The sequence below is a fragment of the Mesorhizobium sp. M0563 genome, from assembly GCF_040321065.1.
Classification (GTDB): domain Bacteria; phylum Pseudomonadota; class Alphaproteobacteria; order Rhizobiales; family Rhizobiaceae; genus Mesorhizobium.
In genome coordinates, this window is record NZ_JAMYQV010000001.1 from 130,150 (window position 1) to 147,498 (window position 17,349).

Sequence of the window (17,349 nt, forward strand, 5' to 3'; positions counted from 1 at the left end):
CGCTGATGGAATTCTCCCCTCAACAAGACGAGGCGCTGAAGGCGGTGGCCGGCTGGTTGAAAGCCGGCAAGCCGCAGCTGTTCCGGCTGTTCGGCTATGCCGGCACCGGCAAGACGACGCTGGCGCGCTATTTCGCCGAGCATGTCGACGGCCAGGTGCAGTTCGCCGCCTTTACCGGCAAGGCGGCGCAGGTGCTGCGTTCCAAGGGCGCGGTCAATGCCCGCACAATCCATTCGCTGATCTACCGGCCGAAAGGCGAGGAATCGGTAGCGGACGAGGTGACCGGCAAAACCTCGATGTCGCCGACCTTTTCGCTCAACCGGCAGAGCCCGATCTCGCGGGCCAAGCTCGTCGTCATCGACGAATGCTCGATGGTCGACGAGCAGCTTGGCCGTGACCTGATGAGCTTCGGCACGCCGATCCTGGTGCTTGGCGATCCCGGCCAGTTGCCGCCGATCTCCGGCGGCGGCTTCTTCACCGACCATGAGCCGGACATTCTGCTCACCGAAATCCATCGCCAGGCGCGCGACAACCCGATCATCCGGCTTGCGCTCGATGTGCGCGAGGGCCGCGAGTTCATGCGCGGCGACTATGGCGCGGCGCAAGTGATCGGCAAGGAAGACGTCACCCAGGAATTGGTGCTGAAGGCGGACCAGGTGCTGGTCGGCACCAACCGCACGCGCCGTCGCTATAATCAGCGGCTGCGCGAGCTGAAGGGGTTCAACGCCGATTATCCGCAAGCCGGCGACAAGCTGGTCTGCCTGCGCAACGATCCAGCCAAGGGGTTGCTCAACGGCTCGCTGTGGAAGGTGATGACCTCGTCGCGCGAGACGGTCAAGCCCGGCATCAATCTGCTGGTCTCGCCGGAGGAAGACGATCCGGATCGCGGCGTCGCCAAGATCAAACTGCTCAAGGCGGCGTTCGAAGATCCGGACACCGACATTCCCTGGCAGCAGAAGAAGCGCTTCGACGATTTCGATTATGGCTACGCGCTGACCGTGCACAAGGCGCAGGGGTCGCAGTGGAACGAGATCGTGCTTTTCGACGAAAGCTGGGCATTCAAGGAAACCCGGCAGCGTTGGCTCTACACCGCCATCACGCGCGCGGCCGAACGGCTGACGATCGTCCGATAGGGCGGCCGTATCAGCGCTGGGCGATCGGTCTGGCGCCAAGCCATTCCCAGGCGGCGGTTTCGTCCTTAGCCTCGAAATGCCGGAGTTCGATAGGCAAAGAGGCTGGCAAGAAGGCTCTTGCCTCCGCTATCCAGTTCGGCTCACCGACCGCCGCGCAGCGGCCGATATGCTCCACCGCGTGAGCTATGCCCTGTTCGATCGTCTCGTCCGATACGTCGGTCCAGTCGACACCCTCATGATCGATCAGGCGCACCAGCACGTCGATTTTCGTGTGCAGCGCGTAGGCTGCCTCCAGCAATCCGAACAGGTTTTCGGCATCAGCCGCTGCGACATGGCCGACGACATCGATGGCGAAGAGGTCTTCGCGATCGGTATCGATGCGGCGGATCGCCGGCACGGCATCGAGAAAATTCAACAGGAAACTCCTTGCGCTCGATTTTCTTCATTCCCCTGGAACACCTGAAACCCTCTGTCTGTTCCCCTTAAAGGCGCTATAGATGCGCGCCGAGATCAGCCTGGAACCGTGCAAATGCCTGCAAAGCTTTCCGTCAACCTCAATGCCATCGCCATGCTGCGCAACCGGCGCGACCTGCCGTGGCCAAGCGTGACGGGGCTCGGACGCATCGCCCTTGCCGCCGGTGCGCATGGGCTGACGGTGCACCCGCGACCCGACGAGCGGCACACCAGGCATTCCGATCTGCCTGAGATCAGGGCGCTGATCGACGACGAGTTCCCGAGTGCGGAATTCAACATCGAGGGCTATCCGACCGAGGAGTTCCTGGCGCTTGTGGAAAAGCATCAGCCGGAACAGGTGACGCTGGTGCCCGACGACCCGGTGCAGGCGACTTCCGACCATGGCTGGAACTTCGCCGCCGGGGCTGCGTTCCTGACACCGGTCGTCAAGCGCCTGAAGAAGGGAGGCTTTCGCGTATCGCTCTTTTCCGATCCGGATCCCGATGGCGTGAAAGCCGCTCGCGACACCGGCGCCGACCGGATCGAACTCTACACGGGTCCATATGGCAGCTATCATTCCGATTCGGCAAAAGCGGCGAAGGAATTGGAGAAATTGGGAAAGACGGCGGATGCCGCACTTGCTGCAGGGCTCCAGGTCAATGCCGGGCACGACCTTGTGGTGAGCAATTTGCCGGCACTGGCCAGGCGCATCCCGGCATTGGCCGAAGTGTCGATCGGACATGGGTTGACAGCCGATGCGTTGGAGTATGGCATGGCCGCAACGGTCAGGCGGTTTCTGAAGGCTTGTGGCTGGTAGAGAGAGGCGAGCCGATAGGCCGTGCGTTCCCGGCATGGCAGCGCGTCCTTTCCATCCCCGCAGCATAGAGCACCGCACGTCTATGGGAGTGTCGTCCATGGCCCTTGCCAACGCTGGTAGCGAGGCAGAACCCATCGAGCAATCCAGCCACTCCACAGTCGAGCAGCACAGTACCAAGGTGCTGATGCTGGGCGCGCTGGGCGTGGTCTACGGCGATATCGGCACCAGTCCAATTTACGCGTTTCGCGAAGCGCTGCACGCATCGTCGGGACCGGTCGCCCGCAACGACGTCCTCGGCGTGCTGTCGCTTATCGTCTGGGCTCTGACGATCATCGTCACGATAAAATACGTCGCCTTTGTGCTCAGAGCCGACAACAAGGGCGAGGGCGGCACGCTGTCGCTGATGTCGCTTGCGCGCAGCGCTTATCCCAATGGAGCCAAGCTCATCCTGGGGATCGGGCTCTGCGGCGCGGCGCTGTTTTTCGGCGACGCCATTATAACGCCGGCCATCTCCGTGCTTTCGGCGGTCGAAGGCCTGGAAGTGGTGACCCCGACGCTGGAAACTTACGTGGTTCCGATCACGCTGATCATCCTGGCAATGCTTTTTGCCGTGCAACGCTTTGGCACCGGCAGGGTGGCGGCCGTGTTCGGACCGGTGACGGCAGCGTGGTTCCTGGCGATCGGCGCCGCCGGGGTCTACCATCTGCTGGACGACCCGTCGGTCCTGCTGGCGATCAATCCCTATTACGCGGTCGCTTATCTGGCCAATACGCCCACCGGCGCTTTCGTTACGGTCGGGGCGGTGTTCCTGGCGGTCACCGGGGCCGAAGCCCTCTATGTCGATCTCGGTCATTTCGGGCGCAGGCCGATCGTGCTGGCGTGGTTCTCCGTGGTGTTCCCTTGTTTGCTCCTCAACTATTTCGGACAAGGCGCGTTCGTTCTGGCCAACGGCGGCAAACCCACCAATCCATTCTTCCAGATGCTGCCCGATTGGGCGCTGATGCCTATGGTTGGGTTGGCCACGGCAGCGACGGTGATCGCCAGTCAGGCGGTGATCTCCGGCGCTTTCTCGCTGACCCGCCAGGCGGTGCAGCTCAATCTGCTTCCGCGCATCGAGGTGCAGCATACGTCCGAAATGCAATCCGGCCAGATCTACATGCCGCGCGTCAATCTGGTGGTTGCGCTGGGCGTGATGTTGCTGGTGGTCGGCTTTGGCGGTTCGAGTTCGCTGGCTTCCGCCTATGGCATTTCGGTGACTGGCGAAATGCTGATGACAACCATCCTGCTGTTTGTCGTGATGCGGTTCCGGTGGAAATGGCAGCTTGCACTGGCGGCGGCGCTCACACTGCTGTTTGGCACGATCGATACCGGATTTTTCCTCGCAAACATCGTCAAGATCCTCGAAGGCGGGTGGGTCTCGATAACAGTCGCTTGCGCCATGGGGCTGATCATGTCCACATGGATCCGCGGCACCCGCTATTTGTTCGACAAAACCCGCCGGAACGAGATTCCGCTGGATTTCCTTGCCGGCAATCTGCTGAAGAAGAAGCCGCATCTGGTGTCGGGCACCGCAGTGTTCCTGACCAGCGATCCGCTGAGCGCGCCGACCGCGCTGATGCACAGCCTCAAGCACTACAAGGTGCTGCACGAGCAGAATGTCATCCTTTCGGTGGTGACGGCACCGCAGCCGGTTGTGCCCGACAGCGAGCGCGTCAAGATGGAGACGGTCAACGAACTGTTCATGCGGGTGACGCTGACCTTCGGCTATATGGAGCAGCCCAACATCCCGCGTGCGCTGGCGATCTGCCGCAAGCAGGGCTGGAAGTTCGACATCATGACGACATCCTTCTTCCTGTCGCGGCGCTCGCTCAAGACCTCGCCCAATTCCGGCATGCCGGTCTGGCAGGACAAGCTGTTCATCGGCCTGGCGCGCACGGCGGCCGATGCGACGGAATATTTCCAAATCCCGACCGGACGGGTGGTCGAGATCGGGACGCAGGTGGCTATTTGAAAACGTGTCCGTTGCGACATTCCAGGTAGTCTGCCGATGGGACTGAGTCTGCCAAGTCGTGGAGGACTCGCAATATCGGGACGGAGCCATTACGTGACGGCACTTGATATTGCAGCGCAGCAAGCGTAGAGCACCGCCCGCTTATCGGAGTGTCGTCCATGGCCCTTACCAATGCTGGTAACGAGGCAGAACTTGTCGAACAATCGAGCCATTCTGAGGTCGAGCAGCACAGCACCAAGGTGCTGATGCTGGGCGCACTCGGTGTGGTTTACGGCGATATCGGCACCAGCCCGATCTATGCATTCCGAGAGGCGTTGCATGCATCAGCCGGTGGCAACGTCGCCAACCGTGGCGACATCCTGGGCGTACTCTCGCTGATCATCTGGTCGCTGACGATCACCGTCACCATCAAATACATCATGTTCGTGCTTCGTGCCGACAATCGCGGCGAGGGCGGGGTGCTGTCGCTGATGGCGCTGGCGCGCAACAGTTTCCCGACCCGCTCGGCGGTGATCCTCGGCATCGGCATCGTCGGCGCGGCGCTTTTTTTCGGCGACGCAGTCATTACGCCGGCGATCTCGGTGCTGTCGGCGGTCGAAGGCATGAATGTCGTCACGCCGACATTCCAACCCTATGTGGTGCCGCTGACGCTGGCCATCCTGGCGATCGTGTTTGCGGTACAGCGGTTCGGCACCGGCGGCGTAGGATTGGTGTTCGGGCCAGTCACGGCGCTATGGTTCCTGGCCATCGGCCTTTCCGGCATTAACCACATCATCGCCGATCCGGAAATTCTGCTGGCAATCAGCCCGCATTACATCGTGTCGTTCCTGGTCAACTCGCCCGACGTCGCCTTCGTCACGGTTGGTGCGGTCTTCCTCGCCGTTACCGGCGCCGAGGCGCTCTATGCCGATCTCGGCCATTTCGGCCGCAAGCCGATCGTGCTCGCCTGGCTGGCAATCGTGTTCCCTTGTCTGTTGCTCAACTATGTCGGGCAAGGCGCCTTCGTGCTGGCAAATGGCGGCGTTGTCGGTCATCCATTCTTCGAGATGAACCAGGGCTGGACGCTTATTCCGATGGTCGTGCTGGCGACGGCGGCGACCGTGATCGCCAGCCAGGCGGTGATCTCCGGCGCTTTTTCGCTGACCAGACAGGCGGTGCAGCTCAATATGCTGCCGCGCTTCGTCATCCAGCACACGTCGGAAAAACAGTCGGGCCAGATCTATCTGCCGCGCATCAACCTGATGCTGGCGCTGGTGGTGATGTTGCTGGTGGTCGGCTTCGGCGAATCCAGCCGCCTGGCCTCGGCCTACGGTATTTCGGTGACCGGCAACATGCTGGTGACGAACATACTGCTTTTTGTTGTAATGACGCGCATCTGGAAATGGCCGCTCGGCGTCGCGGTCGCCCTGATGGCGGTGTTCGCCTTCGTCGATACCGGCTTCTTTGCAGCCAATATAGTCAAGGTGTTTGAAGGGGGCTGGTCCTCGCTTGCCATTGCCGCGGTTATTGTGCTGACCATGTGGACCTGGATCCGCGGCACCCGCTATTTGTTCGAAAAGACCCGCCGGAACGAGATTCCGCTCGATTTCCTTGCCGGCAATCTGCTGAAGAAGAAGCCGCATCTGGTGTCGGGCACCGCAGTGTTCCTGACCAGCGATCCGCTGAGCGCGCCGACCGCGCTGATGCACAGCCTCAAGCACTACAAGGTGCTGCACGAGCAGAATGTCATCCTTTCGGTGGTGACGGCACCGCAGCCGGTTGTGCCCGACAGCGAGCGCGTCAAGATGGAGACGGTCAACGAACTGTTCATGCGGGTGACGCTGACCTTCGGCTATATGGAGCAGCCCAACATCCCGCGTGCGCTGGCGATCTGCCGCAAGCAGGGCTGGAAGTTCGATATCATGACGACATCCTTCTTCCTGTCGCGGCGCTCGCTCAAGGCCTCGCCCAATTCCGGCATGCCGGTCTGGCAGGACAAGCTGTTCATCGGCCTGGCGCGCTCGGCGGCCGATGCGACGGAATATTTCCAGATCCCGACCGGACGCGTCGTCGAGATCGGGACGCAGGTGGCTATTTGAACAAGCGGCCATGCCCTTCGAAGGGCACGGCCATTTGTGAGGCTCAGTTCACCAGAGCCGCCTTGTTTGCTTCAAGAAATTCCTTCAGCGGCTGCGGCTTCCTGCCGGACAGAGTCTCGACCGCGTCGGTCACCATGCCGATCCGGCCGGAGCGGGTGTTGGTATCGAAGGAAACGATCACGGGCGCAAAAGCTTCGGGAACGCCGGCTGCCTTCAATCCCTCGGTCAGCGCTTCATCCGAAAGCTGGACAACGTCGATCGGCTTGCCGGTGACCTCGGTGACGAGGGCTGCAATCTCGGCCATCGTGTGGGCCTTGGGGCCGGTCAGCGTGTATGTCGTGCTTTCGGTTGCGCTCGAAGCGAGGCCGGCGGCAATCGCGGCAGCCATATCGTCGCGCGCGCCGTGGGCAATGCGGCCGTCTCCAGCGGACGTGTACCACTGCCCAGAGGCGATGGCGTGCGGCAGCGCCAGGAACAGGTTCTCCTGATACCAGCCGTTGCGGAAGATGGTGGAGGGGATACCGCTCGCCTTGATCGCCTGCTCGGTGCCGTGGTGATCGGGCGCAAACAGCACCGGCGATCCTGGCTCCGGATTGGGCATCGATGTGTAGAGCAGATGCGAAACACCCGCGCTTTTTGCGGCGGCGACCGCGGTCTCATGTTGCTTCAGGCGCTTGCCCGGAATGGCGAGCTCGTTTGTCGAAATGATCAGAACCCTGTCGGCGCCGGTAAATGCACTGGCCAACGATGCGGTGTCGTCGAAGTCGACCGTCCTGATGGTGACGCCTCGGGCTGCCAGATCGGCCAGATTTTCCGGATTGCGGGTAGCGGCGATGATGCGCTGAGGGGAGACCTTGAGCGTGTCAAGCAGATGATTGATGACGCCGCGGCCAAGCTGGCCGGAGGCGCCGGTGACGAGAAGGGTGTCGGTCATGAAAGGTCCTGACGTTGCGCCGGAGCGGCGGGTGCATATGTTAGTCTCAAAAAGAGACCAGCACTAAAATAGGAATTGACCCATCCTCGTAAAGAAGGCAGTTTTGCGGGAGGTAGGCACAGCCAGGGAACCAGCCATGGACGGCAAGATCGTCAATCTGAGATCGAAGCTCGAGATCTACAAAGCAGGCAGCGGTGGCGGAAACCTTGCGGATTGCCCGGTTCGCGACGTGATCCAGGGCATAAGCAACAAATGGAGTTCGCTGCTGATGGAGGCCTTGGCCGAGAAGCCGTACCGCTTTGGCGAGTTGCGGCGCCTCGTGCCCGATATTTCACAGCGCATGCTCACCCAGACGCTGCACGATCTGCAGCGCGACGGCTATGTGCATCGCGAGGTTTTTCCGACCAAACCGCCGAGCGTTGAATACAGCCTCACCGATCTCGGGCGCTCGATGTTTGGACCCTTGCACCAGCTGATCCAATGGGCCGAGCTCAATCACGGCGCTGTACGCGAGGCGCGGAAGGTTTTCGATGCTGCCGAAGGCTGAGTCTCAAGGCCGAGACAGCGGCTTGATTTAGCGACAACGTTGAAGGATTGTCCGGCCTGGGTCGGGTTCGGGCAAATGGGCAATTCTCTGGACATCGCGATTGCCGGCGCGGCGATCAGTTACGCGCTCATCGGAACGGACGTATCGATACTGCGCTGAAGGCTTGCGTCCGCGACAGGCTGGTGGCCAGTGGCAAGCATTCCGCCGGAAACGAATATCCTTGCCTCGATGATTACAGGCACTGTGATCAATCCATTCAAGCCGATCGGGCTTGCGGAAGCCCGGTGGCCGGATCGTTTCGGCGGATGATTTCCGAAAAGTGCGAGCCCTTCGCCTGTAGGAATGTATGGAGGCGTTGCGGATAATCGGGAGCGACCGCGTCCTTCACGGATGGGCGTTTGCGCAACGCCTCGCGCCACACCTGGACATGCGGCTTTCCGTCCAGGATGCCGAAATCGCCGATCCGGTCGAAGACGTCGAAATAGCGGAAAATCGGCCCGTAGACCGCGTCGACCAGTGAAAAGCGCTCACCGGCGAACCACGGCCCAACCGCGCCATTCGCCAGTTCCACTTCCAGGCGATCGAACATCGCCGATAGCGCCTCGCTTTCGGCGAGCAACGCGGCTTCCGTAGGCGCTGAATAGAAGCGGCCGATGGCATTGAGGATTGCCGAGCCAAACTCGATCCAGGCGCGATGTCGGGCACGGGCATAGGGATCGGTGGGATGCAGCGGATTGGGCTGGGTTTCCTCGAGGAATTCGAGGATGACGAGCGATTCGAAGATCACCGTTTCCTGGCCGTCATGCTCAACGCGAAGCAGCGGCACCTTGCCGAGCGGCGATATCGCCTTGAACCAGGCAGGCTTGTTGGCGAGATCGACGGCGATGCGCTCGAACGGCACGCCCTTTTCGCGAAGCGAAATCGCCGCGCGCTGCACATAGGGACAAAGATGGTGGCTGACGAGGATGAGCTTGTCGGTCATCTCACTCTCCCCAGACATAGTTCAAGGCGCCGTTCTCGACGCGGGTGGAGAGGAACATCAGGCGGGAGCCCTTCGGCGCTGGGCCTTCGAGGCGATCACCGTTCGCCATGTCGAACGAGGCGCCGTGCCATTGGCAGACGAGCTTGCCGTCCTTGCAGTCGAGCGGGCCACCGAAGTGCAGGCAGACGTTGGCGGCGGCGCGGATACGCTCGCCGCTGCGGTAGACATGGACCTCGCGGCCGAAAAACGGAGCGATCAGGCTGCCTGTTTCCGGAATGTCGGCGATCCTGCAGATTTCATGCTTCATCGGAATTGCCTTTCATGATTGATGCGATTGCATCTATATAGATGCATTTGCATCGATCGTCAAGCTTGATGCAGTTGCATCTATCGCCTACGATGTAATCATGACCGGGATTCCTTCACCTCCAGCAATCAAAGCCTGGGCCCGCCTGATGCGGGTTTCGCGCCAGTTGTTGGAAAGTGCCGAGGACGCGCTGAAGGACAGTGGCCTGCCGCCGCTTGCCTGGTACGACGTGCTGCATGAGCTTGCCGAGGCGGGCGAGGGCGGATTGCGGCCGTTCCAACTCACCGAGCGCACCCTGTTTGCGCAATACAACATCTCGCGGCTGCTGGCGCGGCTCGAAGCCGACGGGCAGGTCGAGAAGCTTCCAGTTGCCGATGACGGCCGCGGGCAAACCATCCGCATCACCGGCAAGGGGCGCGAGACGCGCCGCCGCATGTGGGTCGTCTACGGCCGCTCGATATCGGAGTTGGTCGGCTCCCAGCTTTCCAACGATGATCTGGACACGCTGTCGGCTCTGCTTGGGCGCCTGCGAGATCCGCCCGCCCTGGCGTGACACGCCTTCGTGCCGAAGATGGCGCGGATCTGCGAGGTCAGGCACTGCCCCAAAGGAATGCCAATGTCGCCAGAACCCCAAGCCCGACGCGGACCAGATGCAGATTGCCCCATTTGACGATCATTGTCCGAGCCTCAGGATTGACGGTGTTAGCGTCCATCACCTCCAGCAGCCGATTTGCCGGCATCATCACCAGCAGCGTCCATGGCCAAGGCAGGATGATCAGCACGGCGCCGGCCAGATAAGCGAGATTGCCGGTCTGCCACCACGCGACGAGGCCCAGAATACAGGCGATGACGGCGATCGAGGCCTGCATGGCGGCGCCGCGCTTGTAGAAAGGCTGCCATTCCTGCAGCAATGCTTTGTCATCGAGGCGAAGCCGCGCCGGCTGTTCGGCGACGCTGACGTAGATAGCCGCGCCTGCAAACACAGCGGCAACGGTCAAGGCAAGCAATCCGGCGAGCATGATCCGTGTCTCCCGTAATGCCCCGCATGGAGCAAGCTACAGAAATAAAGGCTTGCGCCGGGTCGGGCAATACGCCATAAAGCCGAACCGTAACGTACGGTACGCTGTCGAGTTCATATCTGAACTGCGGGTGAGTTCGCCTCCTGAGGAAAGACTGTGTTGCACGCTGTGACCGACATCGACACCAGCGAGACGCTGACGGAGCGGCAGAAGGCCGTGCTCGACGCCGCCCTTCGCCTGCTGGTCGAAGAGGGCGATCAGTTGACCATGACCGCCGTGGCGCGGCGGGCGAGCTGCTCGAAGGAGACGCTCTACAAATGGTTCGGCGATCGCGACGGGCTGTTGACGGCAACGGTGCAATGGCAGGCGTCCAAGGTGCGGGTAGTGCCGGTCGACCGCAAGGGACTCGATCTTGCCTCGCTGACGGCGAGCCTCGAACGCTTCGCTTCGGACTGGCTCAGGGTAATTTCGAGCGACACCTCGATCGCGCTGAACCGGGTGGCGGTCGGCCATGCTAGTTCGGGGAAGGACGATCTCGGCGCCATCGTGCTGGAGAACGGCCGCTTCGCGCTGGCCAGGCGGCTGAAGCCGGTGCTGGAGGCAGGCAAGGAAGCTGGTTTCCTCGAGTTTTCCGAGGCTGAGATGGCTTTCCGCACCTTTTTCGGGCTGGTCGCCCGCGACGTGCAGATCCGCCTGCTGCTCGGCGACCGGCTGGAATTGACTGATGCGGCGATCGGCGGCGATGCCGTCCGGGCGACGCAGCAGTTTCTCGCTCTTTACGGGGCAAAAACCGGGCCGCAGGGCCTCTGAATTCAAAACGGGAAGGAAGAAAAATGCGTGTCTATTACGATCGCGACGCCGATCTCAACCTGATCAAAGGCAAGAAGGTTGCCATCATCGGCTATGGCAGCCAGGGCAGGGCGCATGCGCTCAACCTCAAGGATTCCGGCGTCAAGGATATCGCCATTGGCCTCAAGGCCGGCTCGGCGACCGCGAAGAAGGTCGAGGCCGACGGGCTCAAGGTGATGAGTGTGGCCGATGCCGCCAAATGGGCCGACCTGATGATGATGGCGACGCCCGACGAGCTGCAGGCCGACATCTACAGATCAGAGGTCGCGCCGAACATCCGCGACGGCGCGGCGATCGCCTTCGCCCACGGCCTCAACGTGCATTTTGGCCTGATCGAGCCAAAAGCCTCGGTCGACGTCGTCATGATCGCGCCAAAGGGCCCGGGCCACACGGTGCGCGGCGAATACCAGAAGGGCGGCGGCGTGCCGTGCCTGGTCGCGGTCAACCAGGACGCTTCGGGCAATGCGCTCGATTTGGCGCTCTCCTACGCCTGCGGCGTCGGCGGTGGCCGTTCGGGCATCATCGAGACCAATTTCCGCGAGGAGTGCGAGACCGACCTGTTCGGCGAGCAGGTGGTGTTGTGCGGCGGTCTGGTCGAGTTGATCCGCGCCGGTTTCGAGACACTGGTGGAAGCGGGCTATGCGCCGGAAATGGCCTATTTCGAGTGCCTGCACGAGGTCAAGCTAATCGTCGACCTGATCTATGAAGGCGGCATCGCCAACATGAACTATTCGATCTCGAACACCGCCGAATGGGGCGAATACGTCTCGGGTCCGCGCATCATCACCGCCGAGACCAAGGCCGAGATGAAGCGCGTGCTCAAGGACATCCAGACTGGCAAGTTCACCTCGGAATGGATGCAGGAATACCGCGCCGGCATGTCGCGCTTCAAGGGCATCCGCCGCAACAACGACAGCCACCAGATCGAGGAAGTCGGCGCCAAGCTGCGCGCGATGATGCCGTGGATTTCCAAGAACAAGCTGGTCGACAAGGCCAAGAACTGAAGGAAATCCACGTTCGTTTCGTTACGCGTCCTCGGGCTTCGCCCTGCGGGCGCGTGGGAATTTCCAAGAACAAGCTGGTCGACAAGGCCAAGAACTGATCGCAATTTCATTGTCGATCAAGAAAGCCGGCGGAGCGATCCGCCGGCCTTTTTGCGTTGATTTCTCAGCAGGCGCGCTATTCCCGCTGTCGTGGTATGCGTGTGCAGGGCATGGCACAAAATGGCCAAGGGGGTGAGCGTTGGAACTCAAATTTCTGTTGGTCGGGTTTGCCTGCGCGGTTGCCGGCATGCTGTCCCTCGTCACCTTGCTGAAGTGGTGGGAGGTGAGGGCGGTCAGCCGCTGGTCTCCGACGCAGGGAAAGATCATCTCGTCGCGGGTCGAGGCTCGCGAGGTGACCAGTTCGGGATCCGGTTCGGACAGCAGAGGGTCGACCGAGATGCGCAACTTCCCGGCGATCACCTTCGAATACAAGGTGAACGGCAAGAAGTTTCGCAGTTCGCACTACAGCGTGCAGGAGAACCTTGGAAACTTTGCGGTGGCGGAAACCCTTGCGAAATTTCCAAACGGGGCCGGCGTAACCGTCTTCTACAATCCGGCCGATCCAGCCAAGGCCGTGATCGAACGCACCATGCCCGACGGTTCCTTCAAATTCATGGTCCAGCTTTCGGCCGGGTTGGTGGTCGGCGCGCTGGTATTGGTCTTCTCCGTTGGCGGCGTCCTGGAAGCGATCCGGCCGTTTTTGCCCAAGCCGCAGAACCTCGGCGCCGCGGCCCTGCTGCTTTTCATGGGATTGTTTGTCCTGCGCATGGGCTTTGCCCAGAAGTCACTTGCGGAACAGGCGGCCAAATGGCCCATCACGGCAGGACGCATCGACGCCTCGGGCCTGCAGAAATTCGAGACCCGCGACAGGTCCGGAGGCGGCTATCGGCCTTGGCACACAGTTTTCAAATCCCGCATCGTCTACAGCTATAGCGTTGCCGGCCAGCGCTACGCCGCCGATCGCATCGCTTTCGGCGCAAACGTGACGGCGTCGCTGCCGAGCCTCGTCAGCGGTCAATCACAGCGCTACCTCGAGGGCGACAAGGTCGAGGTCTACTACGATCCCGCCAATCCGGCTGCAGCCGTTCTCGAATGCAGGGTGCGTGGGCTTTGGCTACTGTGGATCTGCGCCGCTGGCTTCCTTGGTGGAGCCGCGCTTCTGGTAGGCGTAATCTGAAGCTGCTGTTCTAGATGCTGCATATCCAGCGGAAGAAGGCACCTGTCGTCAGCATCTGACAAGAACTCCGCTGTCGAAGCCAGGCCAGGTCAATCTCACCGTCGTGCCATTGCCAACGATATGGACGAGACGCGAGAACGGCTCTTCGATCGTGGGATCAGAACCGTAGCATTGGCTGGCCCGCGCCACCCAGCCCGTGGATATCTTGCGAAACGTTGCGTGTTCGCAGCCGAAAGCAGGAACCGACAGTGCCTCAGGGTACAATGTGTAAACAGTCTGGCGTTGAACATCCGCGACGGCGGTACAGTTCGATCTGTCCCCGGACCATGTGCCCACATAGGGTTCCGTGGCAAAGGCGCTGCCGCACGAAAATGTTAAGATCGAAATGAGCATCAAGAGATTTCGCATCATCGATTTCTTTCTTTCGACCGGGCCTCGGGTCATGCTAAAGCATCGATGCTTAAACTTCACAATGCTGCTGCTCCAGGGACTCAAATGATCATCCGCAAAGCAGCAGCTATTTTTCTGAGCATGCTGAGCCTGTTGCAAGCAGCGAACGCGACAGAATGTTCGCTCAGCCACGCGACCTATCGCGAGCCGCGTTCGGGAGCGACGATACAGTTCCGGCCCATCGACCGCGAACCGGCCGCGCTGACGACAGAGGTCTTTTCGCTGATCGTGCCCAATACCCCCATTCGTCTGCCATCGGACATCACCTGGACCAATGGCAAGTACTCGTTTCCTGTGGGGACGATTCGGCACACCTGCAACGACGACGATCGTGAGGCGGGTCTCGAGGACGGCACCGGGCTGTGCAGAGTGTGGGATGGGCAGGTCTATGCGTTCAACGCAGGCGGTGCCGAGCAGTTGAGCTCCCTCGAAGCCTCGCCGGCACCAACAGGGTTGCTGCTGCCTGACTTTGGCGCGATTTTTACCGAATGGCCCGATTTCGCCAAAGCCAACCCCGATGGTTCAGCCTGGGATGCCTTTACCTTGACGGGTTGCAGCGATGAATAGCAAGAGACTGCCGGCCTGCATCTGCGCCCTGCCGGTCCTTCTGGCTATGGCCATCGGGGCGCGTGCCGACCAAAGCAAGCCGTCGCGTCCGCCTGTCGACAAATGCACCTGGGAACGGCTGGCGGACAGAGATGTCGGGCTGGCTGCCTGGGTACAGCGCTGCGATTTCGGATTCCGCCAGATCCATTTCGAGCTTGGCGGCAATGCTCTTGCCATCAAATACAGCGATGGCGGGCCGGCCGATCCCGTCGTCGAAGTCTTCAATATGCTGCCGGGCGAGGCCGCTGGCGCCGCGTTGCAGCGAATATACTCGCAGAAGACCGAGAAGGCTGTCAGCACACGTGGCGTGCTCATGCCTTACACCGAAGGGGTCACGCCCACGGGCACCCTGCGGTATGTCTTCAGTCCCGATGCCGTTTATCTCAGTGAATTGAAAGCCGTTGCAGACCCTGACGAGGTCGGCGAACCGCCATGCGGCGAATGGGGCGAAGCCCCGGACGGCATTCAGTATTTCGAGGTACAATCACCCGAGCTGCGAAAGCTTCTGTTCATTCGCGTTGGCCAGGAGGAGCCGCTGTTTGACGAGCAGACACTGCAAGTCCTGCCACCCGGATAGGGCCGGGAACCTCAACCGTAGTGCCAGCTGGGCTTTGGTTCGGTGCCGGTGAACATCACCCCAATTCGGTCCTCGCGGCGCCAGCGGACCTCCGCCTTGTAGGCAATGCCGTAGGTTGGAACGTAGAGCAGGAACTCATCGGGCACGCGCGCGTCGATCGAGACCTTCAATTCGGCACCGCCGGCATGCATGTTGCGCAGCGTGCATGTGACCTCGGAGTTGGTCATGCCGGTCAGGATCGCCGCGCCCTTCAAGACGCGCTGCCGGCGTTTGTCCCTCTGTTCGTCCTCGGCCATCGTACGCAATCCAGCGATCTTTCGCGTCTCGGGCGTTCTGATCGGGAGGATTATTAGACCTGGCTGATAAAAATAGCGTTATCGCTGGTGGAGGCTGGACGATTTTCGCGATTCCTGGCTGAAAGAAAAAGGCGCCGCGAAGCACGGCGCCGAATGATGCTTGTTGTCGGCCTGCTCAGCTATAGGGCGAATAGCATTGCTGGCGCGGGCCGTTGTAGGGCTGGAACGTGTTGTCCCAGGCGCGGTACGACCGGTAGCGATTGTAACACCATTGGACATGCGCGCTGGACAGCCGCTGTGTCCGGTAATAGCGCCGCGGTGGCGGCGCGTCGTAGTAGTTGTAGTTGTTGTACAGGCTGCCAAGGCCGAGCCCCAGGCCCAAGCCAAGAATCGCGGCGCCCGCACCACCATCATCATAGTAGCCGCCACGGTAATGGCGGCGATGATGGCGCCTACGCCAGCTGTCGTCCCAGCCGCCATTGTCCCAGTGTCTCGAAAAATGACGGCCGCGGAAATTGTTGGACCGCCATCTCCAATCATTGTCGCCGTGCCATTGCCGAAAGCCGCGATGGCGCCAACGCCAGATCTGCCTGTCGTTGCCGCCTGCCCAATCTTCACGAATTTGCACGATGTCGGCGGCATTGCCCGCCACCGGCAGCAGGGGTTTGGGCATCGGCCCGGCAAGCGAGGGGGCCGAGAGGCCGGCTATCAGACCGAGGGCCATCAGCCCGGATCTGACGGAAGATAAAAAGAGCGGTTTCATCGCACTCTCCTAAGATTCAGGCCCCACGCCCAGAATACCCAGGGAAGAGCCCATTCATGGAACTTTCCATCTGAACGGAGGATGAACAAAAAAGGTTCCATCAACCATGACGAGCGCGCGGTCAATCGGGGCCGCCTGGGTTCTACGCCCTTGTTTTCGAGCGCGCTTGCGGGCAAAGGTCAAAGCCATGTCGCTGCGCCTTGCCACATTCAACGTCGAAAACCTGATGAACAGGTTTGATTATTCCGGATACCGCAATCAGCTCAACGAAGATCGCACGCTGGCGCTTTTCGACATCCAGAGCGAGGCCGAATACAAGATGCTCGAGCAGGCGCGGGCGATCGCGCAGTCTGACGACACGCGGCAGTTGACGGCACTGGCGATCGCGGCCACCCGCGCCGACATCATCTGCATGCAGGAGGTCGACAATATCGAGGCGCTGAGGGCCTTCGAATATGGCTATCTGTTCAAGATGGTGGGGCAAGGCTACCGGCAGAAATACACCACCGCCGGCAATGATTCGCGCGGCATTGACGTCGCCGTGATGATGCGCAACGAGACCGCGCAGGGCCAGCCGATCGAATTCGTGCGTATGACCAGCTACGCCTATGTCACGTTCGAGCAATTCGGGCTGCACACGGCGGAATTGGCAGCGCTTGGACATCAGGCCAATGAACGCATCTTCCGGCGCGACTGCCTGGAAATCGATCTGACGGTGGCTGGCGCGCCGTTGACACTCTATCTCGTGCATTTCAAGTCGATGGGCTCTCCCCGCAACGGCCTCGACGGCCGTGAAGCAACAATGCCGCTGCGCATCGCCGAGGCGCAAGCGGTGCGGCGGATCATTGAGGAGCGCTTCGGCAAGGACCATGCCGCCGACAAACGCTGGGCAATCTGCGGCGACATGAACGACTACCGGCAGCGCGTGAAGATTACCGGCGATGCCGTCGACGGCTATCGCTTCGAGGTCATCGACGAGACCCGGTCCTGCATCGACGTGCTCACTGCCGGCGGTTTTTGCGAAAACGCGGTCGAGCGGCGGCCGGAAATGGATCGCTGGACTTTCTATCACACGCGCGGACGGGAAGAGCGGCATCTCTGCCAGCTCGACTACATCCTTTTGTCGAGGGCGCTAGCCAGGCAGAACGCCACCGCCGTTCCCGATATCATCCGCAACGGCCAGCCCTGGCGGACCATATTTCCGGCGGGCCAGGAGGTCGAGCGCTTTCCACGCGCCGGGTGGGACCGGCCTAAGGCATCCGACCATTGCCCGGTAGCAATTGCCCTCGACATGGCGTGAGACACGC

Annotated in this window: 19 protein-coding genes; 12 read left to right on the forward strand and 7 right to left on the reverse strand. The window is 61.2% G+C overall.

From position 1 onward, the window contains the following. Positions 1–5: 5 nt before the first annotated feature. On the forward strand, positions 6–1,133 hold the full coding sequence (locus NKI50_RS00600; protein WP_352639689.1) for an ATP-dependent DNA helicase: 1,128 nt from the start codon (positions 6–8) through the stop codon (positions 1,131–1,133). A gap of 10 nt (positions 1,134–1,143) precedes the next feature. Here NKI50_RS00600 and NKI50_RS00605 read toward each other — a convergent pair whose 3' ends face one another. Next, on the reverse strand, positions 1,144–1,548 hold the full coding sequence (locus NKI50_RS00605) for a SpoIIAA family protein (protein ID WP_023720790.1): 405 nt from the start codon (positions 1,546–1,548) through the stop codon (positions 1,144–1,146). Positions 1,549–1,662: 114 nt separating this feature from the next. Between NKI50_RS00605 and NKI50_RS00610 the strand changes: the two genes are divergently transcribed. The 3 genes from NKI50_RS00610 (at position 1,663) to NKI50_RS00620 (ending at position 6,492) form a co-directional block, all read left to right on the forward strand. After that, positions 1,663–2,403: a pyridoxine 5'-phosphate synthase gene (locus NKI50_RS00610; protein ID WP_023720789.1), complete on the forward strand. Its 741-nt coding sequence runs from the start codon at positions 1,663–1,665 to the stop codon at positions 2,401–2,403. Between the two features lie 97 nt (positions 2,404–2,500). Continuing rightward, entirely contained in the window at positions 2,501–4,414 is a 1,914-nt protein-coding gene (locus tag NKI50_RS00615) for a potassium transporter Kup (protein WP_352639685.1), read from the forward strand. 158 nt (positions 4,415–4,572) lie between these two features. Continuing rightward, positions 4,573–6,492 carry a potassium transporter Kup gene (locus NKI50_RS00620; RefSeq protein ID WP_352495185.1) on the forward strand — a complete coding sequence of 640 codons (1,920 nt, stop codon included), beginning with the start codon at positions 4,573–4,575 and terminating at the stop codon, positions 6,490–6,492. A gap of 43 nt (positions 6,493–6,535) precedes the next feature. Here NKI50_RS00620 and NKI50_RS00625 read toward each other — a convergent pair whose 3' ends face one another. Next, on the reverse strand, positions 6,536–7,426 hold the full coding sequence (locus tag NKI50_RS00625) for an SDR family oxidoreductase (protein ID WP_352589614.1): 891 nt from the start codon (positions 7,424–7,426) through the stop codon (positions 6,536–6,538). 136 nt (positions 7,427–7,562) lie between these two features. On the opposite strand from NKI50_RS00625, the gene NKI50_RS00630 reads away from it, so the two are divergent. Beyond that, the gene (locus NKI50_RS00630; RefSeq protein WP_023720786.1) at positions 7,563–7,973 is read left to right on the forward strand and encodes a winged helix-turn-helix transcriptional regulator; all 411 of its coding nucleotides are present in this window, start codon (positions 7,563–7,565) and stop codon (positions 7,971–7,973) included. A gap of 256 nt (positions 7,974–8,229) precedes the next feature. Here NKI50_RS00630 and NKI50_RS00635 read toward each other — a convergent pair whose 3' ends face one another. Further along, complete coding sequence (locus NKI50_RS00635; RefSeq protein WP_352639681.1) at positions 8,230–8,955, reverse strand: glutathione S-transferase family protein; 726 nt, start codon at positions 8,953–8,955, stop codon at positions 8,230–8,232. Position 8,956: 1 nt separating this feature from the next. After that, positions 8,957–9,262, reverse strand: a complete 306-nt coding sequence (locus NKI50_RS00640; RefSeq protein WP_352495187.1) for a Rieske (2Fe-2S) protein — start codon at positions 9,260–9,262, stop codon at positions 8,957–8,959. A gap of 100 nt (positions 9,263–9,362) precedes the next feature. Between NKI50_RS00640 and NKI50_RS00645 the strand changes: the two genes are divergently transcribed. Further along, entirely contained in the window at positions 9,363–9,815 is a 453-nt protein-coding gene (locus NKI50_RS00645) for a MarR family winged helix-turn-helix transcriptional regulator (protein ID WP_352495188.1), read from the forward strand. Positions 9,816–9,852: 37 nt separating this feature from the next. On the opposite strand, the gene NKI50_RS00650 is transcribed toward NKI50_RS00645, so the two are convergent. Next, positions 9,853–10,281 (reverse strand): anthrone oxygenase family protein, encoded by a 429-nt coding sequence (locus tag NKI50_RS00650; protein ID WP_352639680.1) that lies wholly within the window; start codon positions 10,279–10,281, stop codon positions 9,853–9,855. 156 nt (positions 10,282–10,437) lie between these two features. On the opposite strand from NKI50_RS00650, the gene NKI50_RS00655 reads away from it, so the two are divergent. The 5 genes from NKI50_RS00655 to NKI50_RS00675 all read left to right on the forward strand — a co-directional run bounded on the left by NKI50_RS00655 (position 10,438) and on the right by NKI50_RS00675 (position 14,983). After that, the gene (locus NKI50_RS00655) at positions 10,438–11,091 is read left to right on the forward strand and encodes a TetR/AcrR family transcriptional regulator (protein ID WP_352639678.1); all 654 of its coding nucleotides are present in this window, start codon (positions 10,438–10,440) and stop codon (positions 11,089–11,091) included. Between the two features lie 23 nt (positions 11,092–11,114). Then, on the forward strand, positions 11,115–12,134 hold the full coding sequence (gene ilvC / locus NKI50_RS00660) for a ketol-acid reductoisomerase (RefSeq protein ID WP_352639676.1): 1,020 nt from the start codon (positions 11,115–11,117) through the stop codon (positions 12,132–12,134). Between the two features lie 238 nt (positions 12,135–12,372). Beyond that, the gene (locus NKI50_RS00665; RefSeq protein WP_352639674.1) at positions 12,373–13,350 is read left to right on the forward strand and encodes a DUF3592 domain-containing protein; all 978 of its coding nucleotides are present in this window, start codon (positions 12,373–12,375) and stop codon (positions 13,348–13,350) included. 495 nt (positions 13,351–13,845) lie between these two features. Next, positions 13,846–14,367, forward strand: a complete 522-nt coding sequence (locus NKI50_RS00670; protein WP_352590038.1) for a hypothetical protein — start codon at positions 13,846–13,848, stop codon at positions 14,365–14,367. Continuing rightward, positions 14,360–14,983, forward strand: a complete 624-nt coding sequence (locus NKI50_RS00675) for a hypothetical protein (protein WP_352639672.1) — start codon at positions 14,360–14,362, stop codon at positions 14,981–14,983. The genes NKI50_RS00670 and NKI50_RS00675 overlap by 8 nt, the downstream gene beginning before the upstream one ends. A gap of 11 nt (positions 14,984–14,994) precedes the next feature. Here NKI50_RS00675 and NKI50_RS00680 read toward each other — a convergent pair whose 3' ends face one another. Together NKI50_RS00680 and NKI50_RS00685 are read right to left on the reverse strand one after the other, a co-directional pair. Next, complete coding sequence (locus tag NKI50_RS00680; protein WP_352639671.1) at positions 14,995–15,279, reverse strand: PilZ domain-containing protein; 285 nt, start codon at positions 15,277–15,279, stop codon at positions 14,995–14,997. A 175-nt stretch (positions 15,280–15,454) separates the two neighbouring features. Continuing rightward, complete coding sequence (locus NKI50_RS00685) at positions 15,455–16,042, reverse strand: BA14K family protein (protein ID WP_352483023.1); 588 nt, start codon at positions 16,040–16,042, stop codon at positions 15,455–15,457. Positions 16,043–16,229: 187 nt separating this feature from the next. On the opposite strand from NKI50_RS00685, the gene NKI50_RS00690 reads away from it, so the two are divergent. Further along, positions 16,230–17,342: an endonuclease/exonuclease/phosphatase family protein gene (locus NKI50_RS00690; RefSeq protein ID WP_352715062.1), complete on the forward strand. Its 1,113-nt coding sequence runs from the start codon at positions 16,230–16,232 to the stop codon at positions 17,340–17,342. Positions 17,343–17,349: the final 7 nt, after the last annotated feature.